This is a genomic window from Flintibacter faecis (genome assembly GCF_014287875.1).
In the GTDB taxonomy this organism is placed as follows: Bacteria; Bacillota; Clostridia; order Oscillospirales; family Oscillospiraceae; genus Lawsonibacter; species Lawsonibacter faecis_A.
On the sequence record NZ_JACOPN010000006.1, the window covers coordinates 174,244 to 196,293 of the forward strand.

Below are 22,050 nucleotides of genomic sequence, written 5' to 3' on the forward strand. Positions count from 1 at the left end.
GAATCTTGCTCGCAGGCTATGACGCAAAACGCCGGAGAAGAACCGTGTCAGGTTCTCTCCGGCATTTTCTTACTGTCGATTTACACGTTTTTTGTCAAGCTTCGCTGCGCCGTTTGGAGCAAGTCCGCAATCACACTAAGTTCTCCCGGCGTAAACCCATTCAGCAGGGATCGAGCTGTCAGCAGTGCAGCATCCTCGGCCGGTTCTGGCGTTCCAACCAGTTCGCCCAGAGACACCTCCAGCACACGACACAGTGCATACACCGTCGTCAGCTTGCTGTTGGCATAGCCATGTTTCAGTTTACTCACCTGTGTGGCCTCTATTCCAATTGCCTCCGCCAGCTTCTCCTGGCTCATATTCCGCATCCGCCGCAGTTTTGCGATTCGCAAACCGACCTGCTTCAAATCTACTTTCGGCGGCATCTCAATTTCACGCATGTTCTGTCTCCTGTTCTCCAAATTTCATCAAGTCATGGTACAATCGTGCAGCATACTTCACCGCTTCCCAAAATTCCGGGGACTCCTCGGAACAACCGTTCAGCTCCAGCAGCCGTTTGCTGATACGGCACATATCTTCCCGCAGTGCCCGAAATACTCTGGGATTTCCGACAACTACTACATCCTGTTCCAGACTCCGTCGGCACAGATAGTCCTGCTTTGTCAGTCCAGACAGCCGCACCCGCTCATTGATCGCTGCATTCTCCTCCGGCGATACCCGGAATGCAATCGTCACCCTTCGAAGCCGTCCGTGGCAGTCTAAATTCTTCTGTGACATCATATTTCCCCCTGTTCCGCCAGCTCCAACTGTCTCGCCATCTCCTGCTGTACCGTGGGAAAGAGATGGGCATAACGATACGTGATGTCAATGCTCTCATGGCCCATCCGTTCTGCAATAGCCGCAGCGCTGAACCCCAAATGGATCAGTAACGACACATGAGAATGCCTCAAATCGTGAACCCGGATGCGCGGCAAGCTCTGTCTGTCTCCGAATTTGTGAAGATGATTTGCCAAAAAGTGCTTCGTCACAGGAAACAGCCGATCCGTCCGTTGCAGATCATAACACATCTTTTGATAGTCCCGCAGTTCGTCGCAGAGGAATTTCGGCATGGTGATTACCCGCGTACTTTTGGGTGTCTTCGGCAAAGTAACGATGTCCCGCCCATGAATATGCTGGAATGTCTTAGAAATCGAGAGCTTCCGCTTCTCCAAATCCACATCCTCCGGCGTTAGGGCCAGCAATTCGCCCTCCCGGATGCCACACCAATAGAGAACCTGGAAACAGTAATAGGCAAGAGGAATTTCCATCGCCGCCTGCGAAAACTTCTGATACATCTCCTGCGTCCAGAACCGCATTGGCTCTGCCGGCTTTTCTTTTCCCATATTCCCTGCTCTCTGCGCCGGGTTGCTCTGGAGATCATAAAATCGGACCGCATGGTTGAAAATGGCGCTGAGTTGATTGTGAACCGTCTTCAGATAAACCTGGGAGTAAGGCTTTCCCGTTACCGGGTCCCGATAGCGCAGCAGTTCATTCTGCCACTGAACCACATCTGTGGAACTAATATCGCAGACCGCCATATGACCGAAGTAGGGCAGAATCTTGTTGTTAATAATGTTTTTCTTTGTGCTGCAGGTGCTCTCTTTCAGTCTCGGAGTCCGGTCCTCACGATAGACGTCCACAAAAGCACGGAAGGACATGGACAAGTCCTTGCTTCTTCTCTGGTGAAAGTCCCGCTCCCACTGCGTCGCCTCCCGCTTGGTGGAAAAGCCGCGCTTGGTTGCCCAATGGACCTCCCCCTTCCAATCCCGGTAACGGAGTTTAGAGTACCACGTGCCGCGCTGGGGGCCTTATAAACAGACATATCGCTCCCCCCTCACGCAGACTGGCCGCTGTAGATTTTCTCTTCGAAGTAAACTCTGTTCACCCGGCCGGCCACAGTAAGATACCCCTTGGCCCGCAGCTCTGCGTTCAGTCCTCGGATGATTTTGTATGCCATCGTTTCCGACACCTCCATCATCGCCGCTACATCGCTGACCTTCAGAAATTTTTTGTTTTCCATGCTGCACACTCCTTATGCGCCCGTTCACAGTAGGCCGAGCAATGTTTTGGAAAACAAAGCACCGTGCAGGGCAGAAGCCTACACGGTGACCGTCAGTCATGGATCGTACTCTCAACTCCCACAGGATTTTTCTTGCCTACTGGCCGAAAAAAGTGTATACTAAATCTGCGGTGCGGAGATTTCCGTTGTGTAGGTGGTAAGGCACCTGCGTAGGTGTAAAAGAGTGCCAGTTCTTTTACACTGCCGCTGTTTCATTTTCTGATGCTATTATATAATATAGGGGCCCCTATTTCAATTGAAATTTCTCACAAATATAAGGACCCCTATATATCTATTTTGCTATTTACTTTGATTTCATTGTACACACATCCCCCATTTAGCTAGGAGGTCAAGCTTTATGCCACCATCAGAGGCCCAGAAAAAGGCAACCGCAAAATGGCAGAAGGAAAAGGTCGAAGAAATCAAATTCCGTGTTCCCAAAGGGAAAAAGGAGATTATCCAGGCCTTTGCACAGAAGCACGGGGAATCCGTCAATGGACTTCTGTATCGCCTTGTAGAGGAAGCTATGCAGGCAGAAGATTTTCGCTTGGATTGAATGACACAACGCCCAATAGAAACAGCCGTGTTGGCTGGGTCTGTTGGGCGTTGCTCATAGGGCATGGATAATGGGTGCCGTCAAGATTTGGACCTGTTGACAAAGTGGTGCGCAAATCCTTTCTGTGGAACAATAGTTATAGGAAGGATGCAGCATGATGGGACACCAAAGCAGACAAATGGCAATGATTTTCGTGGGTATAGAGTCACTGATTCCAGAAACCCACCTGCTGCGGAAGATCGAGCGGATGGTATCCTTTGATTTCATCTATGATCTTCTGGCGCCATATTATCCGGCAACAGGCCGTCCATCTGTGGACCCTGTCAGTATGTTCAAAATGCTCTTGATCGGATACCTGTATGGCATCAAATCAGAGCGGCGGTTGGTGGAGGAAGTTCAGCTCAACATCGCCTACCGATGGTTTTGCGGATTTGAACTGGATGACACGATCCCAAATCACTCCACATTCAGCAAGACCAGAACACGAAAATGGCAACAGAGCAGCCTTTTATGAAATAGTCAAGCAATGCATAGACAGCGGGCTGATCGACGGAGAAGCTATGGCTGCGGATGGAAGCTACATTCCGGCCAACGTATCAAGAGAAAGCTGGATCAATGTAGAAACAGAAGTTGAACAGAGTACCAGGTCGAGGGCGATGCCTGTATGCGCTGTCCAAAACGGCCGAGCTGTTTTGACAAGGCTGGAATTCGGCGCAGAGTGTTGGCCAGCAGCTGTTATCCGGCATTTTTCAGAGGGCATCAGCGCGTGGGAACTCCTGAATTCCTGTCCATGATGCGGCTTCGTAAAATCTGGGCCGAGGGCAGTTTCTCCGTCTTGAAACGGGAACACTGTATTTCAAAGATTCGAAAAAGGGGCATTCTTGCAGCTACGGAAGAATGCCTCCTTGCCGCCATGGCCCTAAATCTTAAGCGGATGGCAAAATGTCATCTTTCTGCCATCTTTCGCTATCTCCCAATTTATTATTCTGCTGGGGCCACGATGGGTTTCAGCTGAATTTTTATGTTTGTCAACAGGTCCAAATCTTGACGGCACCGGCTGGACTACCACAGTGGTCATATGGAGCCCTTAGATGTTTTCACAAACGTTGAGCGCCTGCTCCAACGCCTGGTCCATGTTATAGTACTTGAAATCCGCCAGACGTCCGCAGCAGATCAGGTTGGGAACGGCCTCGGCGGCGCGGCGGTACTGTTCATACTGCTGCTTGCTCTGCTCGGTCAGTACGGGGTAATAGGGCTCCTGCTGGGTGCCCTCCTGATAGGTCAGCGGGTACTCCAGGGCGTAGCTGGTCCCGGTGCCGGTCTGGACGGGCAGCTTTTTATACTCGGTGATTCGGGTATAGCCCGCTTCCTGAGGATACGCGACGACGGGCGCATCTTGCAAGCTCTCCTTGTCCTCATACTTCCACTCGAACCGCAGGGAACGATAGGGCAGGCGGCCATAGATGCCGCCAAACAACTCGTCCAGCGCGCCGGTATACACCACGGGAATCTCCAGTGGAACACCGTCCAGGAAGATACGGTCATTTCGAATTTGAATGTGGTCCAGGGCCTCAACACCCAGTTCAACGTGAATGTTGGGGTGATCCAGCAGGTTCTGGAAAAAGTGCGTGAACGACTGCTCCGGCATCACCTGGTAGGGGTCGTCGAAGTACCCCTCCTCATAGGAGAACCGCAGCGGCACCCGCTTCAGCACGCTGGGGTCGATCTCACTGGGAGACACTCCCCACTGCTTCGCGGTGTAGGGCGCGTAGTCGTTCTGGAACAGGAATTCCGCATAGCCCCGGATGTCCTCGTCGGGGTGCGCCAGGACCTCCACCACCGTGGCGGTATCCCGGCCAGAAAAGGCTTTTTTGAGCTTTTCTTTCAGCAGCTCCGCCTTTTCCGCCGGATAGAAGGTGTCGATGGTGGTGAAATTGAAGGGCGTCGGCGTGTACTTCCCGCCCCAGGCCGCGCCGCAGGTCAGCTTATAGTCCTGCCACCGGCCGAATCGGCACATATAGTCATACAGTTCCTTTTTCTTCGTGTGGAACGTGTGCGGGCCGTACTTCTGAACCAGAAAGCCGTGCTCGTCCACATAGTCATACATATTGCCGCCGATGTGGTCCCGGCGCTCCCAAATGGTGACCTGCTTTCCATGTTCCGCAAGGTGGCGGGCTACGACGGCCCCGGAAAGGCCGCAGCCAATTACAAGGTAGTCCATATTAAAATCCGCCATAGCTGTCCATGAACTGTGCAAACGTCTGCAAGTTCTGATCCTTATCCGCCAAAATCACCTTTTCCGGTCCGCCGACCTGCTCCAGCGGCCAGGCAACGCCAATATCCGGGTCGTTCCACAGGATGCCGTCGTCATACTCGCCGTAGAATTTCTCGCCGCACTTGTAGGAGACAATGGAATCCTCCAGCACCAGGTAGCCGTGCGCGCAGCCGGCAGGTACGAGGATCTCATTGTGCTTATCCCCAATCAGGTCAAATGCCAGCCACTTCTGAAAGGTCGGGCTGTCCTTGCGGAGATCGACGACCACGTCCCACACATGGCCCCAAATACAGCGCACCAGCTTCGGCTGCTGCTTGACGCGCTGGAAGTGCAGGGCGCGAATGACGCCCTTGTGGCTGGTCGTGTAAAACACCTCGGCCAGGTCGTGATGAATTCCGTTGGCCTCAAACACCTCTTTAGAATAATCCTTCGTAAAGCAGCCACGGATGTCGTCCGCATTAAAGGGTGTCACCTCGATCAGCCCTGCGATCTCCGTCTCGTGAAATTCAAATTTCTGAATCATCCTTCTTCCTCCTTCGCCAGTACTTTGTGCCACCAGTCACAGGTCCGCTTGCAGCCTTCCGCAAAGCTGACCTCTGCCCGGAATCCAGTATCCCGTTCTGTCTCCGTGCAATCAAAGCGGGAGAGCGGCAGGTCCACCCCGGTAAAGGGCACATCGCCAAAGGCGAAGGTCAGCTCCGGTGCGATGGCCTGCTGCATTTCCTCCAAAAACTGCCGCAGGGGCCGGGCGGAGGAGCTGCCGATCAGATACTCGTGGAAGGGCTTGCCCTTCTCGCCGATGAGCCGGAAGGCTCTGGCTACATCGTCGATGTATACAAAGTCATAGTTCTGCGTCCCTGCGGTAAACTGGGGGACTTCTCCTCGGATACACTTTTGGATCGTGGTGTTCACCAGGCGGGGACTGCGTTCCCCGATGCCATACGCGTTGGTGATTTCCGGCCAGACCAGTTCGATCCCGATGTTGGCCGCCACGGACATACACATGGTATGGGCCGCCAGCTTTCCGCTGCCATAAATATAGCCCATTCCGGGCCGGTTCCCCTGGGTATAGGCCGCCGCCATCGTTTCGTGCTCGACGATGCTGCCGGCGCACACAAAACGGCGGCAGCCTAGCTCCTTGGCGGCCCGGAGCGCATCCACGGTCCACTGCACATTGTTCAGCTGGAGCGCCGTGTCCGCTCTCGCCGGACCGGCAGAACCGGCCCAGGCAAAGTGATAAAACAGGTCGTATTCTCCGGTCGGTATCTTCTCCGGGAGTGTCTTCATCTCCGCCAAATCGCAGGAGACTTTATGCACGTTGGGGTCCTCCGGCACATTGGAGAAGTGGTCCTGATGGCCCACGGCCCACACCTCATAGCCATGGTGCAGCAGCTCCCGCAGGGTCGCGCCGCCGACGAAGCCGTTGGCGCCGGTCACGATTGCCTTTTTCATCTGACACCCTCCTCAAACTCCCGAATCTGCTTCCGCATCACCGCCGGCACATCCCCGCCGTCCATCCAGACCTTGGACCACTCCACCGTCTTCTGGATGGCCTCCTGCATATGCCAGCGGGGGGTCCAGCCGAAGGTCGTTTTGATTTTGGAGCAGTCCAGCTTCAGGAAGTTCGCCTCATGGGGGGCGTTGACCTCGGAGCGGTTCTCCCAGGTCATGCCGTCGCCCCAGGCCTGGCAGAACAGGGTGGTCAGCTCTCCGGTGGTCACGCAGTCGCAGTCGTCGGGACCCACGTTGTACCAACCGGCGAAGGACGGGTCCTCATACTGCTTCTGGGCGATCATCAGGTAGGCCATCACCGGCTCCAGCACGTGCTGATAGGGCCGGGTGGAGTAGGGATTGCGGACAATGATAGGCTGCTTGTCCGCCGCCGCACGGACGCAGTCCGGGATGATGCGATCCCGGGCGAAGTCGCCGCCGCCGATGACATTGCCCGCCCGGGCCGTGGAGATGGCGGTCCGCCCGTCCTGGAAAAAGCTGCTCTTGTAGCTGTGGGTCACCAGCTCCGAGCAGGACTTGGAGTTGGAGTAGGGGTCGTAGCCGTCCAGAGGCTCGTTCTCCCGATAACCCCAGGCCCACTCCTTATTCTCATACACTTTATCCGTGGTCACGTTCAGAAAGGACTTGACGCAGGGGTGGGTCCGCACGCACTCCAGAATGTTGACCGTGCCCATCACATTGGTCTCGTAGGTATAGACCGGCTGCTCATAGCTGGTCCGCACGATGGGCTGGGCGGCCAGGTGCAGCACCAGCTCCGGCTGGGTCTGGTCGAACACCTCCATCAGGTGGGCCAGGTCCCGCACGTCGCCGATGATGCTGGTCATGTTGTCCTCCACACCCGCCAGCGCAAACAGGTTGGGCTGGGTGGGGGCCTCCAGCGAGTAGCCCGTCAGAATCGCCCCGGCGTCCACCAGGACCCGGCACATCCACGCGCCCTTGAACCCGGTATGGCCGGTGACCAGCACCCGCTTGTCTTTATAGAAGCTCAAGTCCATCAGTCGGCCCACACTTTCCAGGGGGCCTGTCCGGTGGCCCACATTTTTTCCAGGGTCTCCTTCTCCCGCACGGTGTCCATGCACTGCCAGAAGCCGTTGTGCTTATAGGCCATCAGCTGGCCCAGCTTGGCCACCGTCTCCAGGGGGGCCTTCTCCAGGACCGTGTCGTCACCCTCAATGTAGTCGATGAACTCCGGCTGGCAGACCATAAAGCCGATGTTGATCATGTTGCCGTCGCCCTTGGTCTTCTCCCGGAACTCGCTGATCTGGCCGTCGGGGCCGATGTCCAGCACGCCGAAGCGCTGCCCGGCGTTATAGGCGGACATGGTCACCAGCTTGCCGTGGGACTGGTGGAACTTCACCAGCTCGGTGATGTTCACGTCGGACACACCGTCGCCATAGGTCAGCATAAACGGCTCGTTGCCCACAAACTCTCGGACCCGCTTCACCCGGCCCCCGGTCATGGTGTTCAGGCCGGTATCCACCACCGTGACCTTCCACCGCTCCGAGGCGTTGTGGTGGACGATCATTTCGTTGGTGCCCTTGGTAAAATCGTATGTAATGTCGGAGGTGTGCAGGAAGTAGTCTGCGAAATACTCCTTAATGACGTGCTGCTTATAGCCCGCGCAGATGATAAATTCGTTGAAGCCGTGGGCGGAGTACAGCTTCATAATGTGCCACAGAATGGGCATCCCGCCCAGCTCCACCATGGGCTTGGGCTTGAATTGGGATTCTTCCGAGATCCGGGTGCCGAAGCCACCGGCTAAAATAATGACTTTCATGTATGCTCTCCTTTATTCTTCCGTATCTTCGTCTGTTTTTACTTTGACGGGCCGATATTGCGGTTTGAAAATGTAATAAATCTGCTTGCAGAATTGCCAGCGAATAGAGCCTTTCGGGAGAATTTTCTTCGCAAACTCGCGGCGGCGTGTGCCTTTGGGGAGCAGCTTGTCGGCAAGCTTGCGGGCACCGGATCGGGTGTCGAAAATTCCTGCTCGACATTGTAAATCGTAAACTGCAGGATGGAGTTGCCCCAACTTTGTATCTACCATTCGTGAAATTATTGTTCCAAAAAAAGGAGTGTGTATTGCAACCTTCCACCACTCATACCCATAATCCATTTCTGGAAAAACCCATGGTTTTGGTTGTGCCGCCCAATGCAGCAAAAAAGGTCGTTCATGAGCATCATGATAGTCTCTTTTAGCAGCTATAGGCGCAAAGCTATCAATCGTATCTTTGATATTTGGAGCAACCATTGCATACATATTCCATGCTATATCTATAAACTTAATTTTTCCATCAAATACCAAATTCAGGACATCCTGTTCCTGCACGATAAACTTATGACTTTGAGCTATTTTTAGTAGTTCTTCTTTACAAATTGTTTTTCGACACTTTTCAAGATTAAAAAGAACCACACCAGTGTTTACATACTCATACGGATTTGAAAGTGTCAAAATTTTCTTGCAATACTTTTGAATTTCTTTGTCGCCGTTATACCAGCCTTGCCAAACGACATCTAATGCAGCAGCCATACAGTAGTCTTTAACATCGATTGCATACAATTTTGCAATATCAGTTTTTGCAACAATATCACAATCCATTACGATTGCCTTATCGTAGTGTTTCAGAATATATGGAGCAAGCAAACGGTAATAGGCAACTATTGATTGATTTGCCGAGTTTACAAAAAGGTCGACATTTTTTAAGAGTGGTTGCGCGTTATAGAAGCGAATTGATACATTTGTATATCCTTCTGCCATCTTCTTCATTAGCCGTTTGTTATCGTCTGTAATATCATGTTCAAATATAATAATGTCATAATTATTTATAGACGCAGAATTATTGATTACCGATTTTATGAAAACACTTGCATAGGGCACAAAATAATTACTGGAGCTTATTACAACAGGAACGTTATTTTCCTTGAACGCAGGCAACAAGTCTGTAATTGGTTCGCTTTTAGTATCGGAAAAATATACTAAATCTTTTTCACAGCATTTGTATCTCGAAGACCGGAGAAGATGCAGGTAGAAAATACCGAACAAATTCTCTGCCATAAACCCAGGCATTCGCATTTTCCATGTTCCATAATGCGTTGTATCTAGATGCTTTTCCAATTCGAAAAGAACATCAAAAAGCATTGAGCAAAATTCATCAAAGACCGTTTTTTTCATGACAAAACAGTTGTAATATTTTGCGAAATGCCCCTCAAAATATTGATCTACATCGCTTGAATAATCCGGATATTTTTCTTTTATTATTTTTATAAAAGAATCTACACCGTTCATATCAAAGTCTCGGATTCGAGATTTACACAGTTCATACATAGACGAATGTTTACCGTCCCAAGCGTAATAGACATTTTCACTCGGTGTGGTTATTAAATCATGTTGCAAAATCTCTTCCTTCATGACTTCGATGTTTTGTAACGAAAACTTTTTTAAATTGCTCTTTGATAGTTTATCAGTTACCAAAAAACCACTCTTATCATTTTTCGGACGAAAAGACTTTTTCGCAAAAGAAATATACCTTCTGTAATGACACAGTCCATAGTAATCTGCCTTCACATTTTTCCAGGCCCAGTATAAGACTGTCAATTCACAGAAACTATTCCGTTTCTCCGAAATATTATCCCCCGTATCATCCCCCAGCATATCCACGTTTTCCCGCTCGTCATACACCGCGCCGCAGCGAACCGGGATATACAGCGGATTATCAATGGTCTCACTGTCCAAATCAATTCGGTGGGACACAAAAATCTTGATATCCGGCTTTTCCGGGGTCCCATGATATTTCAGGCATTCCACATCAGGGACCGGTTTGTACGCTTTTTTCTCCACGTCTCTTTCTCCTCTGTCTATTTTGTATTGGTATTTTTTCGCTAAACTACGGACTTTATTGTGCGGACCATACTTTTCAGCCGCTCCCGCCGCAGACTCCCTTTGGGGAACAGCGGGTCCAGCAGCATCCGAAGCACACGGTCTCCACGGCGTTTCATCTTTCGGAGCCACAGGTCACATGTTCCCCGGACGGGCCGCGTATCCAGGAATTTGACCAGCTGCAGCTCTTTGATTTTCCAGTCCTCAAAGTGGATGATGTGGTAGAGGAATATCCCGAATAAAATCTCTCCCACATACCCCGGGACCCGCTGTAATCTTCCGCTGGGGTGCTGCTCCAATTCAAACAGGATGGGGAACTGAAACTGACACATCCGGTCAAACAATTCCCGCTTGAACACATAGCAGTTATAGCCCCGGTGCTCGGTGCTGTTCAGGTACTCCCGTGCCGCGCGGCTGTACTGCGGGGCCTTTTGGTCGATCAGTGCAAGCATCCGGTCTATGGTGTCCGATTCGATCAAGACCCCGGCGTTTGCCCGCCAGACATCCCCCACGTTGGACTGGGGCCCTTTTGGTGTCGTGATCAAATGTACTGGGGCGGGCTGGGGGATGACCGCGTCATATTCCGAAATGATCTGGCTCATGTGGTCTGGTGATAAGAGACCATATTTTTCCATAGTCTCCTGATTCAAAAAGTCCTCCTCCACCAGCCCCTGGGTGTCCACGGGGTAGGTGAGGTCAGAGAAGGACAGGTAGCGCCGATAGTGGCACAGCCCATAGTAGTCGGCGGTTTGGTTTTTCCACGCCCAATAGGCCACCGTGAACTCGCTCAGGTGAGACCGCTGTTCCGAAATATTCTCTCCCGTGTCGTCTCCTGCGATATTCATAGGATTCTCTTTATCAAACACTGCGCCGCAGCGAACGGGAATGTACAGCGGATTATTGACCAGTTCACTGGTTATATCGATCCTATGTGACACAAAAATCTTGATTTCCGGTTTCTCAGTCAAAATGAGCACACCCCCCTTCAAGCCGACGTTTTATGTTCTGAAGCAGCCCGGCAGGCAGCAGCCCCACCGCCAATGGCTTCAATACGAAGGGCCACGCCAACGGCAATCGTCCCAGGTCCCGGAATCTTTCGTACCGCGTAACGCTCTCGTTCCACCTATGCCGCATCCTTCGCCGCTCCTTTGCCGTGGATGGCAGAGAATATGTCAGTAAATTTTCTTGCAGATTCATGCCGCGAAATCCGTTCGCGTAAAGCCGCAGAAGTAAGTCGTAATCTTCGCATAAGACCTGGCTCTTGCGTTCGGAATATCCGCCGACAGTGTCTAATGCTTCTTTGCGGAACATCAGTGCGGGATGGATAAAAGGCTGCGTGATATAAAAATCCTTCACATCAGGGAATTTCGGAAGCCGCCGTTCCCCGCAGTCCTTCCCGTCCCGACATAGGGCAACATTACTGCCCACAAACGCGATATTCCGGTCATCCTCCAACGCCTGAATCTGCGTTTCAAATCGCTGCGGTTCAGACCAGTCATCATCATCCATCCGTGCAATATACGCGCCTCTTGCTCGACGGAAGCAGGCGTTCAATTTTGAGGCAAGGTCTGTGGCCGGAACGCCCCGGACCAATTGAATGCGGCCATCTTGCCTTGCGAATCGTGCAAGCGTTGTAAGGGCCTCTTGGCTCGATCCATCATCGCAGATCAAAAATTCCCAATTTTTATAGGTCTGCTGCAAAATCGACCGGACGCTTCGTTCCAAGGGTGTTGTATCTGCTTTCCGATAGAGAACACCCATGATCACGGAAATCTGCGGTTCCTTAACTCTGTTCATAAGCATCACAGAGTTCTTTTGTGGCCCCCACCATCTGCACCTCCCCATGCTCCAGCCACACCACCCGGTCACACATCTCCCGAATCTGCTGCAAGCTGTGGGACACAAACAGCACCGTCGTTCCGCCGCTCATCAATTCCAGCATCCGCTTGCGGCTTTTTTCCTGAAAGTCCGCATCGCCCACAGACAGAATCTCGTCCACGATCAGAATCTCGGGATTCACCACCGTGGCGATGGAGAAGGCCAGCCGGGCCAGCATACCGGAGGAGTAGTTGCGGATGGGCACCTCGATAAACTGCCCCAGCTCGGAGAAGGCCACGATCTCGTCATATTTGGACTGCAAAAATTCCTCGCTGTACCCCAAGATCGCGCCGTTGAGGAAAATGTTCTCATGTCCCGTCAGGTCCATATCAAAGCCGGAGCCCAGCTCCAGCATGGGGACAATGTTGCCGTGGCTGGTCACGCTGCCCTCGGTGGGCTTTAAAATGCCGGAGATCACCTTCAAAATGGTGCTCTTGCCGGCTCCGTTGTGGCCGATGATGCCCATGACCTCGCCCTTGTACACGTCGAAGCTGGCGCGCTTCAGCGCCCAGAACTCGTTGATTTTCAGCTTGCCGCTGAGCTTGCGGGTAACGAATTCCTTCAGGGACATGATCTTGTCGTCCGTCAGGCGGAAGCGCATGGACACGTCCCGGACCTCGATCATTTTCTTTCGCTGGCGCTCGGCATCCCGGGCCTGTCGCTCCCGCAGTTCTTTTTTCGTTTCTTTCCTCATGCTCGCCACCTGTTACAGATAGAGGACAAACTTGTCCTGAGATTTTTTGAAGACAACCGCGCCGATCACCAGCGTCACCAGCGCAATGACCGCACACTGGGCGTACATCACCGGCTCCGGGGAGATACCGTCGATGATGCAGCTGCGGACGAAGGTCACATAGAGGTACAGCGGGTTCATTTTCACCACCGCCTGTACGCCCTCCGGCAGGGCGCTCACGGGGTAGAAAATCGGGGTCAGGTACATCCAGATGGTGGTCAGCACGCCCCACAAGAACTGAATATCCCGGAAGAACACCATGGCCGCAGCCAGCAGCATCCCCAGCCCCAGGCAGAACAGCGCCAGCAGGAACAGGGGGATGGGCAGCAGCAGATACGCCTTGGTGGGGACCAGCCCGGAGAACAGCGCCACCGCAAACAGCGGGATCAAGGAAATCAGCAGATTTACCATGGAGGACATGATGCGCGTCAGCGGGTAGATATACTTGGGCACATAGACCTTAGTGATCAGCCCCGCATTGCCCACGATGGAGGTCAGCGCCATGCCGCAGGACTCGGAAAAATAGCTGAACACCACGTTGCCGCACAGCAGATACACCGGGAAATTCGGGATATCGAACTTGAACATATTGGAGAACACCACATACTGCACCAGCATATTCAGCAGCGGGTTCAGGAAACTCCAAAACACGCCCAGCACCGAGCGCTTATACTTGGCCTTAAAATCCCGGTCCACCAGCTGCTTGATGAGGAAGCGGTACTTCTGCACCGCCACCAGGGCGTTGGCCAGAACGCTGTGTTCGCCCCGCTTCCACTTCCGGTAAACCAGCAGCAGATACAGAGCGATGACCGCACCCAAAGCGGCAGTGAACTCCCAGTAGTGCAGGCCAGTCCAGATGTAGTCCTCGCCGGTGACAGAGAAGCAGAGAACCCCCTCGGCGGGCTGGCCGTTCATGGTCAGGGAGAAGGGGGTCTGGCCCTCTTTCAGGTCCTCGTTCAAGGCCGCTGCGCCGCTGACGGACATCAGGGGCGAGGCCGCCGTGCCGGGGGCGGAGTCGGCGTACACCCGCAGGAGCAGGGGCGTGTTGCACAGCCCCTCGATGGGTTCGTCCGCCGTCATGGTGGTCAGGCCGCCCTCCTGGATCTGGGACACGTCGAAGGTCTTGGACAGCACCAGGGACCCGTCATTCTGGTTGTACAGCTCCATGGTCGCCGTGCCGCTGTTGGGGCGGTAGTAGGTCCCCCACTGGACGCTGATTTCCTGCAAGCGCTGGACCTCCATGGAGAAGGTCTGTTCGAGCACCGCCCCCTGCACAAGCTCCACGGTGCCGGACTCAGCGACGGGCAAAGCAATATCCCCCCGGGACTCCCGGAAGTGCAACTGGTGGCCCATGAGAAAATAAAGGAGAATGACCAGCGCCACATACACTGCGATGCAGAGGGCGCAGATGCGTTTCAGGTTAAAACTTGGCTGTTGTTTGTTTGATTTCATAAAATGCGTTCCTGATTCCATAGATTTTTCTTGGAAGCCCGTCGGGCTTCCAGAGTGAGAGTTATTCCCACCCCACACTCAACTGCTCCGTCTCCAGCTGCCGCTCATACGCCTGCCGCACCAGCAAATCAAAGTTCGCCTCAATGCCCGAGATGGTGGTTTTGTAGAGCTGCCGCAGAGCGCGGATATTGCCCTTTTCGGCGGGCACCTTGGCCTCCAGCGCCAGCTTTTGGATGAACAGGCTGACCTGGGTTCGGGCGATGGCGGAGCCGTCCTTCTTGGTAAAAATCATGCCGGAGGGGTGGCCGTTTTCTTGGGCGTAGCGAAGTAAATCCGCGCTCAACCCCGTTCGTTTTGGACGTAATTGTTGTTTTGTACTTCAAAAAAGCTGCACCACGAAAAAGGTGCAAAAATTCACCGTTAGAATACCACTTCCGGCGGAAAAAGGCAAGCATTCTGTAAAATTTTACAGCCGAAAACAGAGCCGATTCCTAGGAATTTGAACCGGCTCAATCATTTTTTATCACTTTTCGCCCTGCAAATGACTTGCAGGGCGTTTTTTATGCTGTTTTCAGACAAGAATCGCCTGTTGCATTACAAAATAGAAATTATGTAAATCATTGGACCAATCCCAGCTTATCCAGTTGCCGGAGGTACTCTTTCCCCGTGGACATGAGGTAAATTCGGGTGGTCTCAATGCTGCTGTGCCCCAGCACGTCGGCCAGCCGGACCACGTCGTGACAGGAGCCGTAGAAGGACCGGGCGAACAGGCTGCGGAGGTTGTGAGGGAACACTTTGCTCCGCTCTACGCCCGCCGCTTCGCAGAGGGCCTTCATGCGGGTCCAGATAGATTGCCGGGAAACGGGGAGACCGTCTTGGGTGAGAAATAGCTTGCCCGAGGCGATTTTTTGCTGTTTGGCGTACTTTTGCAGCTTCCGGCAGAGCCGATGGGGGAGCAGGATGGTGCGGATTTTGCCCTCCCCCGCAACTATGAGGAGTGGGTGCTGTATTTCCGGCATTACAAGACCTACTGCGAGATGCTGGCCAAGCGGGGAAACGTGCAGAGGAAGGTGGAATTGCGTAGAATTGCCCTGCCGTATTTGGCGGAGGTGTGCGGCCATGCGGAGGAGCTGAGCAAGGAGGAGCAGCGGGCCATCGTCATTGCCCAGACGCTCTCCTGCATGGGTCCCAAAGAAATCGGGAATGCGCTGTTGCTGCTGAACACCTGCCAGGGCCAGCTGTTTGGCTTCGTGCCGGAGCAGCTGGGGGTTCGGAACGCAAAGGAGTTGCGGACGGTTTTCGGTATCCTCTGTGAGGTCGTCCGCCTCGCACCGGCAGAGTTTTACTTCCCCTTGACAGTGCGGATGGAGCGTGAAATTTACAAGGCAGTGTCCGCATGGACGGGCAATACACACCACGAAAGCACGACAGTTTTGCAGCGGATCTGGGAAGAAAAGCGCTGGATGAAGGAAAACGGAAAACAGGCTTCGCCGGAAATTACAGGATTATTGAAGCTGCATCACTACTACATGAAGACGCTGAACGGAGACGGCCAGCCGGAGTGGGACGAGTTGTAAGTCAATACTGCCAAATCCGCCGGTCACTGCTACAATGATGCAAATATCAGCATTGGAGGAAGAATCATGAAAAAGAAAATGCAGCTGACCCAGCGGGAATTCGACCAGTTCGAGGACTACCTGCGCCACGACGAGCGGGAGGAGAGCACTATCGAGGCCTACCTCCGTTCCCTGACCCGCTTTGCGGAGTGGGCGGATGGCCGGGCCGTGACCAAGGAGCTGGCCATGGAGTGGAAAACGGCGCTGTCCGAGGCCGGCTACCGCCCCATCTCTGTGAACGCCATGCTGGCGGCGGTGAACAAGTTTTTCACTTGCATGGGGCGGGAGGACTGCAAAGTCAAATATCTCAAGCTCCAGCGGCAGATGTTTCGCAAATCCGAAAAGGACCTGTCGAAAGAGGAGTACCAGCGTCTGGTCCAGGCGGCCCACGAGAAGGGCGATTTGCGGATGGAGCTGATTTTAGAAACCATCTGCGCCACCGGCATCCGGGTGGGCGAGCTGAAGTACATCACCGTGGAGGCGGTACGGGCTGGCGTGGCGGAAATCGCCTTGAAGGGGAAAATTCGCACGATTTTGCTGCCTCATCGACTGTGCCGCAAGCTGCAAAAGTACGCCAAAAAGCAAAAAATCGCCTCGGGCAAGCTGTTTCTCACCCAAGACGGTTTACCTGTTTCAAGACAATCTATCTGGACCCGCATGAAGGCCCTCTGCGAAGCGGCGGGCGTGGAGCGGAGCAAGGTGTTCCCCCACAACCTCCGCAGTCTGTTCGCCCGGTCCTTCTACGGCTCCTGCCACGACGTGGTGCGCCTGGCCGATGTGCTGGGGCACAGCAGCATTGAGACCACCCGAATTTACCTCATGTCTACGGGAAAAGAGTACCTCCGGCAGCTGGACAAGCTGGGTCTGGTCCGATGATTTGCATAATTGTTGTTTAGCAGTCTTACAGAGTCACACCCCGAAAAAGGTACAAAAATCCACCGTTAGGATACCACTTCCCACGCAAAAAGGCAAGCATTCTGTAAAATTTTACAGCCAAAAACAGAGCCGATTCCTAGGAATTTGAACCGGCTCAATCATTTTTTATCACTTTTCGCCCTGCAAATGTCTTGCAGGGCGTTTTTTTATGCTGTTTTCAGACAAGAACCGCCCATTGCATTACAAAACAACAATTACGTCCAGAACGAACGGGGTTGAGCAATGGGACGGCTACACGTTGAGACAATTCAAATCGACCCGGCGCTGCTCCGCCGGACGGCGGACGGCACGGTGCTGACACCGGAGATTCTGGCCGACTACGCCGCCAGGCTCCGTGCCCAGGGGCGGCGAGAGGACAGCGTCCGCAGCTGCGAACGAGTTTTAAGGCAGTTCTATGACTTTCTCTCGGCGGACAAACTGGTAGGAAAAAACACACTCTCCGACTGGCGGGACCAGCTATTGGCGGAGAATTACGCCGTCCGCAGCGTGAACAGCAAGGTCTCCACCGTCAACGCCCTGCTGGAGAGCATGGGCTGCCGGGAATTTCAGGTGACCAAGCAGCTCCCCGCCGAGGACTTCGACACCCCGGAGCTGACCCGGCAGGAGTACGTCCGAATGCTCCAGACCGCCAAGATTTTAGAGGATGAGCGGGCCTATGTCCTGACCAAGCTCTTCGCCACCACAGGAATCGCCGTGCTGGACTTACCGGCGGTGACGGTGGAAGCCGTCCAGACCGGCCACGCCGTTCTGAAATCTGGCAAGAAACTGGAAATCGTTCGTTTTCCGGCCAGTCTGCAAGCGGATTTGCTGCGCTACGCCCGAGAGAACGGCCACCCCTCCGGCATGATTTTTACCAAGAAGGACGGCTCCGCCGTCGCCAGGACTCAGGTCAGCCTGTTCATCCAAAAGCTGGCGCTGGAGGCCAAGATACCGGCCGAAAAGGGCAATATCCGAGCTCTGCGGCAGCTCTACAAGACGACCATTTCCGGCATCGAGGCCAACTTCGACCTTCTGGTGCGGCAGGCCTATGAGCGGCAGCTGGAGACGGAGCAGTTGAGTGTGGGGTGGGAGTGAGACAATGAAAATCAGTGTCATTGTCCCTGTTTATAACGTAGCACCATATCTGGCTATATGCTTGAACTCGCTGCTGCCCGCACTGGCCCCCGGGGATGAGTTGCTGTTGGTGCAGGGAGCATCTACGGATAAGAGTAAAGAAATTTCGCTTCACTATAAAGCAGAACATACCCAGGTGATGGTGCTGGAACAGAATGGAACAGGCCTGTCCAATGCTAGAAATTGTGGATTGCAGGCAGCCACAGGAGACTATGTTTTATTTATTGACAGTGACGATTTTGTTGAAACAGGTACACTATCTCAACTACTGTCCTCTATCCGCAAAAATGGAACTTCAGTGGACGTGTGGATGACGGACTATTACAAGCATTTTGAAGCAAATGAAACGGATCAGCTTGTGGAGCAGATTGGTTCGCAACATGTGAGTCAGGTGCAAGAGCTTGCAAAAATTCTCCCAAGTCATCAGTGCTTCTGGAATGTTTGGAAGAATGTATATCGTCGGAGTTTTTTGCTGGAGAACATGCTGCTTTTTACAGAAAATACCTACGCGGAAGATATTGATTTCATGACGAGGCTGTATTTAGCAGGACCAAAAATCCGAACCGCACCTTTGCCATTTTATTATTACCGAATTGGACGCAGTGGTTCATTGATGAATGAGGTCCCATTAAAACGTGTACAGGATACAGTTTCCGTGCTGGAAAATAGTATCCAACGCTTAAGGTACTCTGGTTTTGCGTGGATAGGACCTGTTGTTGCCGGATTCCAGTTCGAGTACCTCTTGAATTTGGCATTATTGTGTGAAGTAAGTACACCACATCAAAGGGAAGCACAAAAAGCATATCGAGATTACCGAAAAATTCTGAGACCCACGACGGATTTTGCTGTAATGGCATGTACTGCTGCCATGTATTTGATTGGTGTGAAAGGAATGTCAAGGCTACTGTGGTTTGCAAAGTATATGAAACGAAAAAAAGAGCACAGGACAATTTGAACGGGAGACCGCAATGCCAAGAGTAACTGTACTGTTGCCGACATATCAGTCTGAAAAATATCTTCACGAAACCATGAAGAGCATATTTTCTCAGAGCTTTCAGGATTTTGAAGTGTTGATCGTAGACGATCATTCAACGGACGATACGCTGAAAATAATCCAGAGCTTTCCTGACTCACGGGTCAGATTATTGAGTGGCCCGCAAAAAGGTCTGGCTGAAGCATTGAATTGCGGGATGTGTCAGGCTGCAGGAGAGTACATTGCCCGAATCGATGCAGACGATTTGATGGTCCCATCGCGGTTAGAAAAACAGGTGGCATATATGGACAGTCACCCGGAGGTGGCAGTCTGCGGAGGATGGCAGCAATACTTTGGCCTTAGCACATATCTTCACGCACCACCGGAGACTTCCGAACAATGCCGGGCAAATTTGCTATTTCGCTGTGATCTATGTCACTCCACACTTATGCTGCGGAGAGATGTGTTTTTAGGAAACAGCCTATTTTATGACGATTCCTTTGCTGCGGAGGATTTTGAACTGTGGACCAGGGTGCTGGACCATGGAGAAATCAGCAACCTTCCCGAGGTGTTGGGATACTACCGAGAGGATGGCAGGAGCATCACAACAGCAAAGAAGGAGCAGCTGATTGTACAGCAGAGTGAAATTGTAGCTGCAACCCTAAAACGAAACCTAAATATTGAATTGACACCGGCGCAGACCATGTATTTTCGTGGATGGATCAATCCTTTCTTTGATACACAATACGGGCTTCCAATTGAAGAACGGGAAAGTGCCTGGCGGGACCTCCGCAGGATATTAGCCCAAATTTATGAACGGAATCGGGAAGCCGGATATTACGACGAAAAAGCGTTGTTGAAAGCCTTGGCCTCCGAATGGGCCGTATTGCGCTATAATGCTCCGTTTGAGTTGCCCAGAGAGGAAATCCCTACCTTGGAGTCCGTGTTTGTAGGGCAAAAGCGAAGTCAAGTTTTGTTGCGAAAAGCACTGAGCTTTTGCAGAAATTACAGGGGGATAAGAAGAAAATACTGGAAGCTGAAATCTCTGCTAGACAGACGACAGAAGAACAGACACAGAGGAGAAAGATAACATGATCATTACGAAGACACCGTTTCGCATTAGCTTTGCTGGTGGCGGAAGTGACTTAGCAGATTTTTATGAACAGTACGGCGGGTGTGTGTTAAGCACCTCCATCAACCGCTATTGTTACATCTCTATCCATCCTTATTTTAACGAGCGATATACCATGCTGAAGTACTCTGAGAACGAGTTGGTGGAGAGCTTGTCCGAAATCAAACACCGCATTTTTAACTGTGTGCTGAATGAAGCGAATCTTCATGGCGTTGAGATCACCTCTACCGCTGATATTCCCGGAGGAACTGGGCTCGGGTCTTCCAGCACGTTTACGGTCGGCTTGTTGAATACAGTGAATTGCTATCGCGGAAAGTATATGTCTAAGAGTGCCTTGGCGGAGAAGGCCTGTGAAGTGGAGATTCAGAAGCTGGGCAGTCCCATTGGCAAGCAGGACCAGTACGCGGCGGCCTTCGGTGGGCTGAACTTTATTCAGTTCCACAAAGACGGCACGACATCGGTTGCGCCCATTGTAATGCAGCCGGAAACGTACCGAAAGCTGCAGAAAAATCTGGTGATGTTCTATACCGGCGATGTCCGCTCGGCCAATTCGATTTTGGCAGAGCAGAAAAAGAATATGAGTTCAGAGGAGAAGGCGAAGAACCTTCAACAGATGTGTGGCTTGGCAGAAGATATGAAGCAGGCGTTGGAGCATGATGACCTTTCTTCGTTCGGAGATTTGCTGAATGAGGGCTGGAAGCTGAAACGAACGCTGGCATCTGGAATTTCGAACCCTGTCATCGACGAGGCGTATGAGACAGCTATGTCTAACGGAGCCCTTGGCGGCAAACTGCTGGGTGCAGGCGGCGGCGGTTTCCTGCTGTTCTACTGTGAGCCGGAGAAACAGGAGCAGCTGCGGGTGGCTCTGAAGATGCGCCCCTTCCCCTTCAAGTTTGAAAAGGACGGAACTTCTGTTGTTTATATTGGCGATAAATATTGGGATTAAGAAAGGAAGACGATTATGAAGGTTTTAGTGGCAGGCGGAGCCGGTTTTATTGGCAGCCATCTGATCGATGCCCTGCTGGCAGAAGGCAACGATGTGGTCTGCGTGGATAACTTCTTTATTGGCACCAAAGAAAATATTGCCCATTTGAAGGATAACGCACATTTTAAGTTCTATGAGCAGGACCTGACGGACCTGGACAAGGTACTGGAGATTTTCAAAAAGGAACATGTAGAGTATGTGTTCCATCTGGCAGCGAATTCTGATATTCAGGCCAGTGCCCAGAGCCCCATGATCGAGTACAAAAACACTTATTCCACCACGTTCATTCTGCTGGAGTGCATGCGCCAGTGCGGTGTGAAGAAGCTGTTCTTTGCTTCCACTTCTGCTGTGTATGGGGAGCAGATGGGGGCCGAAGTCAGTGAGGAGGCCGTCGCTTTGAAGCCCATTTCCTACTACGGCGGTGCCAAACTGGGGTCTGAGGGGATTATTTCCTCCTTTGCCTATATGAACGACATGAGTGTACTGGTATTTCGCTTCCCCAATGTAATCGGTCCTCGGTTGACCCATGGCGTGATTTATGACTTTGTCAAGCGACTGAAAGATGACCCCTCTCATCTGAAAATTCTGGGCGATGGCCGACAGAGCAAGCCTTATATCTATGTGTTGGATTTGGTTGATGCGATTATGCACTTCAAGGATGCTCCCAAGGGTGTAACGCTATATAACGTCGGCGTTGAGACGCAGACCTCAGTGACGCGGATTGCGGAGATCGTCTGCGAAAAAATGGGCCTGTCCGGGATTCCCTTTGAGTATACCGGCGGCCGTGGCGGCTGGAAGGGCGATGTGCCTGTGTTTGCTTACAATCTGGAGAAAATCCATGCCACCGGTTGGACGGCGCACATGACCAGCGATGAAGCGGTTGCCAAGACCGTAGAAATGGTGCTGTGATGCAGGCG

General features: G+C 52.5%; 24 protein-coding genes and 2 pseudogenes. 10 read left to right on the forward strand and 16 right to left on the reverse strand.

Features of this window, described 5'->3' with window-relative positions; genetic code table 11:
- Positions 1–80: 80 nt before the first annotated feature.
- From H8S55_RS09880 to H8S55_RS09895, 4 genes and pseudogenes are all read right to left on the reverse strand, one after another.
- Positions 81–437 (reverse strand): helix-turn-helix domain-containing protein, encoded by a 357-nt coding sequence (locus H8S55_RS09880; protein ID WP_186878831.1) that lies wholly within the window; start codon positions 435–437, stop codon positions 81–83.
- Complete coding sequence (locus tag H8S55_RS09885) at positions 430–774, reverse strand: plasmid mobilization protein (protein ID WP_243200566.1); 345 nt, start codon at positions 772–774, stop codon at positions 430–432. Before H8S55_RS09885 ends, H8S55_RS09880 begins: the two co-directional genes overlap by 8 nt.
- A pseudogene (locus H8S55_RS09890) lies at positions 774–1,858 on the reverse strand (site-specific integrase). The gene H8S55_RS09885 and the pseudogene H8S55_RS09890 overlap by 1 nt, the downstream one beginning before the upstream one ends.
- Positions 1,859–1,870: 12 nt before the next feature.
- Entirely contained in the window at positions 1,871–2,056 is a 186-nt protein-coding gene (locus H8S55_RS09895) for a LysR family transcriptional regulator (RefSeq protein ID WP_186878833.1), read from the reverse strand.
- A gap of 397 nt (positions 2,057–2,453) precedes the next feature.
- Between H8S55_RS09895 and H8S55_RS09900 the strand changes: the two genes are divergently transcribed.
- The 3 genes and pseudogenes from H8S55_RS09900 to H8S55_RS09910 form a co-directional block, all read left to right on the forward strand.
- Positions 2,454–2,651, forward strand: coding sequence for an Arc family DNA-binding protein (locus H8S55_RS09900; RefSeq protein ID WP_186878834.1), 198 nt, complete (start codon positions 2,454–2,456; stop codon positions 2,649–2,651).
- Between the two features lie 154 nt (positions 2,652–2,805).
- Positions 2,806–3,165: a transposase gene (locus tag H8S55_RS09905; protein WP_186878835.1), complete on the forward strand. Its 360-nt coding sequence runs from the start codon at positions 2,806–2,808 to the stop codon at positions 3,163–3,165.
- Positions 3,166–3,312: 147 nt separating this feature from the next.
- Positions 3,313–3,666 (forward strand): annotated as a pseudogene (locus tag H8S55_RS09910) (transposase); the annotation flags it as partial.
- Between the two features lie 72 nt (positions 3,667–3,738).
- On the opposite strand, the gene glf reads toward H8S55_RS09910, so the two are convergent.
- The 12 genes from glf to H8S55_RS09970 all read right to left on the reverse strand — a co-directional run bounded on the left by glf (position 3,739) and on the right by H8S55_RS09970 (position 15,397).
- Positions 3,739–4,872: a UDP-galactopyranose mutase gene (gene glf, locus H8S55_RS09915; RefSeq protein ID WP_243200553.1), complete on the reverse strand. Its 1,134-nt coding sequence runs from the start codon at positions 4,870–4,872 to the stop codon at positions 3,739–3,741.
- A 1-nt stretch (position 4,873) separates the two neighbouring features.
- On the reverse strand, positions 4,874–5,449 hold the full coding sequence (gene rfbC / locus H8S55_RS09920) for a dTDP-4-dehydrorhamnose 3,5-epimerase (RefSeq protein WP_186878838.1): 576 nt from the start codon (positions 5,447–5,449) through the stop codon (positions 4,874–4,876).
- Positions 5,446–6,378, reverse strand: a complete 933-nt coding sequence (locus H8S55_RS09925; RefSeq protein ID WP_186878839.1) for an NAD-dependent epimerase/dehydratase family protein — start codon at positions 6,376–6,378, stop codon at positions 5,446–5,448. The genes rfbC and H8S55_RS09925 overlap by 4 nt, the downstream gene beginning before the upstream one ends.
- On the reverse strand, positions 6,375–7,433 hold the full coding sequence (gene rfbG / locus H8S55_RS09930; RefSeq protein WP_186878873.1) for a CDP-glucose 4,6-dehydratase: 1,059 nt from the start codon (positions 7,431–7,433) through the stop codon (positions 6,375–6,377). The genes H8S55_RS09925 and rfbG overlap by 4 nt, the downstream gene beginning before the upstream one ends.
- A complete protein-coding gene (gene rfbF, locus H8S55_RS09935) occupies positions 7,433–8,215 on the reverse strand; it encodes a glucose-1-phosphate cytidylyltransferase (protein WP_186878840.1) in 783 nt (260 codons plus the stop codon). Before rfbF ends, rfbG begins: the two co-directional genes overlap by 1 nt.
- Positions 8,216–8,227: 12 nt before the next feature.
- Positions 8,228–10,276 carry a DUF4422 domain-containing protein gene (locus H8S55_RS09940; RefSeq protein WP_186878841.1) on the reverse strand — a complete coding sequence of 683 codons (2,049 nt, stop codon included), beginning with the start codon at positions 10,274–10,276 and terminating at the stop codon, positions 8,228–8,230.
- Positions 10,277–10,317: 41 nt separating this feature from the next.
- Entirely contained in the window at positions 10,318–11,292 is a 975-nt protein-coding gene (locus H8S55_RS09945) for a DUF4422 domain-containing protein (protein ID WP_366467788.1), read from the reverse strand.
- Positions 11,276–12,112 carry a glycosyltransferase family 2 protein gene (locus H8S55_RS09950; protein WP_186878843.1) on the reverse strand — a complete coding sequence of 279 codons (837 nt, stop codon included), beginning with the start codon at positions 12,110–12,112 and terminating at the stop codon, positions 11,276–11,278. Before H8S55_RS09950 ends, H8S55_RS09945 begins: the two co-directional genes overlap by 17 nt.
- Positions 12,099–12,818, reverse strand: a complete 720-nt coding sequence (locus tag H8S55_RS09955; protein ID WP_186878874.1) for an ABC transporter ATP-binding protein — start codon at positions 12,816–12,818, stop codon at positions 12,099–12,101. Before H8S55_RS09955 ends, H8S55_RS09950 begins: the two co-directional genes overlap by 14 nt.
- Before the next feature lie 81 nt (positions 12,819–12,899).
- Positions 12,900–14,378, reverse strand: coding sequence for an ABC transporter permease (locus H8S55_RS09960; protein WP_186878844.1), 1,479 nt, complete (start codon positions 14,376–14,378; stop codon positions 12,900–12,902).
- Positions 14,379–14,439: 61 nt separating this feature from the next.
- Positions 14,440–14,721, reverse strand: a complete 282-nt coding sequence (locus tag H8S55_RS09965; protein ID WP_186878845.1) for a hypothetical protein — start codon at positions 14,719–14,721, stop codon at positions 14,440–14,442.
- Positions 14,722–14,995: 274 nt separating this feature from the next.
- A complete protein-coding gene (locus H8S55_RS09970) occupies positions 14,996–15,397 on the reverse strand; it encodes a tyrosine-type recombinase/integrase (RefSeq protein WP_243200555.1) in 402 nt (133 codons plus the stop codon).
- Between H8S55_RS09970 and H8S55_RS09975 the strand changes: the two genes are divergently transcribed.
- The 7 genes from H8S55_RS09975 to H8S55_RS10005 all read left to right on the forward strand — a co-directional run bounded on the left by H8S55_RS09975 (position 15,287) and on the right by H8S55_RS10005 (position 22,042).
- Complete coding sequence (locus tag H8S55_RS09975) at positions 15,287–15,955, forward strand: hypothetical protein (protein WP_243200569.1); 669 nt, start codon at positions 15,287–15,289, stop codon at positions 15,953–15,955. The genes H8S55_RS09970 and H8S55_RS09975 overlap by 111 nt on opposite strands.
- A gap of 66 nt (positions 15,956–16,021) precedes the next feature.
- On the forward strand, positions 16,022–16,870 hold the full coding sequence (locus tag H8S55_RS09980) for a tyrosine-type recombinase/integrase (protein WP_243200556.1): 849 nt from the start codon (positions 16,022–16,024) through the stop codon (positions 16,868–16,870).
- A 282-nt stretch (positions 16,871–17,152) separates the two neighbouring features.
- On the forward strand, positions 17,153–18,004 hold the full coding sequence (locus H8S55_RS09985) for a site-specific integrase (protein WP_186878848.1): 852 nt from the start codon (positions 17,153–17,155) through the stop codon (positions 18,002–18,004).
- Positions 18,005–18,008: 4 nt separating this feature from the next.
- A complete protein-coding gene (locus H8S55_RS09990) occupies positions 18,009–18,998 on the forward strand; it encodes a glycosyltransferase family 2 protein (protein ID WP_186878849.1) in 990 nt (329 codons plus the stop codon).
- Positions 18,999–19,011: 13 nt separating this feature from the next.
- A complete protein-coding gene (locus H8S55_RS09995) occupies positions 19,012–20,106 on the forward strand; it encodes a glycosyltransferase family 2 protein (RefSeq protein WP_186878850.1) in 1,095 nt (364 codons plus the stop codon).
- 1 nt (position 20,107) lies between these two features.
- Positions 20,108–21,094, forward strand: coding sequence for a GHMP family kinase ATP-binding protein (locus tag H8S55_RS10000; RefSeq protein ID WP_186878851.1), 987 nt, complete (start codon positions 20,108–20,110; stop codon positions 21,092–21,094).
- Between the two features lie 15 nt (positions 21,095–21,109).
- On the forward strand, positions 21,110–22,042 hold the full coding sequence (locus tag H8S55_RS10005) for an NAD-dependent epimerase/dehydratase family protein (protein ID WP_186878852.1): 933 nt from the start codon (positions 21,110–21,112) through the stop codon (positions 22,040–22,042).
- Positions 22,043–22,050 lie beyond the last annotated feature (8 nt).

Bases quoted from the DNA above. Each gene is read 5' to 3' on its own strand.
- H8S55_RS09880 (WP_186878831.1), bottom strand. From the start codon at position 437: ATGCGTGAAATTGAGATGCCGCCGAAAGTAGATTTGAAGCAGGTCGGT.
- H8S55_RS09885 (WP_243200566.1), bottom strand. From the start codon at position 774: ATGTCACAGAAGAATTTAGACTGCCACGGACGGCTTCGAAGGGTGACG.
- H8S55_RS09895 (WP_186878833.1), bottom strand. From the start codon at position 2,056: ATGGAAAACAAAAAATTTCTGAAGGTCAGCGATGTAGCGGCGATGATG.
- H8S55_RS09900 (WP_186878834.1), top strand. From the start codon at position 2,454: ATGCCACCATCAGAGGCCCAGAAAAAGGCAACCGCAAAATGGCAGAAG.
- H8S55_RS09905 (WP_186878835.1), top strand. From the start codon at position 2,806: ATGATGGGACACCAAAGCAGACAAATGGCAATGATTTTCGTGGGTATA.
- glf (WP_243200553.1), bottom strand. From the start codon at position 4,872: ATGGACTACCTTGTAATTGGCTGCGGCCTTTCCGGGGCCGTCGTAGCC.
- rfbC (WP_186878838.1), bottom strand. From the start codon at position 5,449: ATGATTCAGAAATTTGAATTTCACGAGACGGAGATCGCAGGGCTGATC.
- H8S55_RS09925 (WP_186878839.1), bottom strand. From the start codon at position 6,378: ATGAAAAAGGCAATCGTGACCGGCGCCAACGGCTTCGTCGGCGGCGCG.
- rfbG (WP_186878873.1), bottom strand. From the start codon at position 7,433: ATGGACTTGAGCTTCTATAAAGACAAGCGGGTGCTGGTCACCGGCCAT.
- rfbF (WP_186878840.1), bottom strand. From the start codon at position 8,215: ATGAAAGTCATTATTTTAGCCGGTGGCTTCGGCACCCGGATCTCGGAA.
- H8S55_RS09950 (WP_186878843.1), bottom strand. From the start codon at position 12,112: ATGAACAGAGTTAAGGAACCGCAGATTTCCGTGATCATGGGTGTTCTC.
- H8S55_RS09955 (WP_186878874.1), bottom strand. From the start codon at position 12,818: ATGATCGAGGTCCGGGACGTGTCCATGCGCTTCCGCCTGACGGACGAC.
- H8S55_RS09960 (WP_186878844.1), bottom strand. From the start codon at position 14,378: ATGAAATCAAACAAACAACAGCCAAGTTTTAACCTGAAACGCATCTGC.
- H8S55_RS09970 (WP_243200555.1), bottom strand. From the start codon at position 15,397: ATGCCGGAAATACAGCACCCACTCCTCATAGTTGCGGGGGAGGGCAAA.
- H8S55_RS09980 (WP_243200556.1), top strand. From the start codon at position 16,022: ATGAAAAAGAAAATGCAGCTGACCCAGCGGGAATTCGACCAGTTCGAG.
- H8S55_RS09985 (WP_186878848.1), top strand. From the start codon at position 17,153: ATGGGACGGCTACACGTTGAGACAATTCAAATCGACCCGGCGCTGCTC.
- H8S55_RS09990 (WP_186878849.1), top strand. From the start codon at position 18,009: ATGAAAATCAGTGTCATTGTCCCTGTTTATAACGTAGCACCATATCTG.
- H8S55_RS09995 (WP_186878850.1), top strand. From the start codon at position 19,012: ATGCCAAGAGTAACTGTACTGTTGCCGACATATCAGTCTGAAAAATAT.
- H8S55_RS10000 (WP_186878851.1), top strand. From the start codon at position 20,108: ATGATCATTACGAAGACACCGTTTCGCATTAGCTTTGCTGGTGGCGGA.
- H8S55_RS10005 (WP_186878852.1), top strand. From the start codon at position 21,110: ATGAAGGTTTTAGTGGCAGGCGGAGCCGGTTTTATTGGCAGCCATCTG.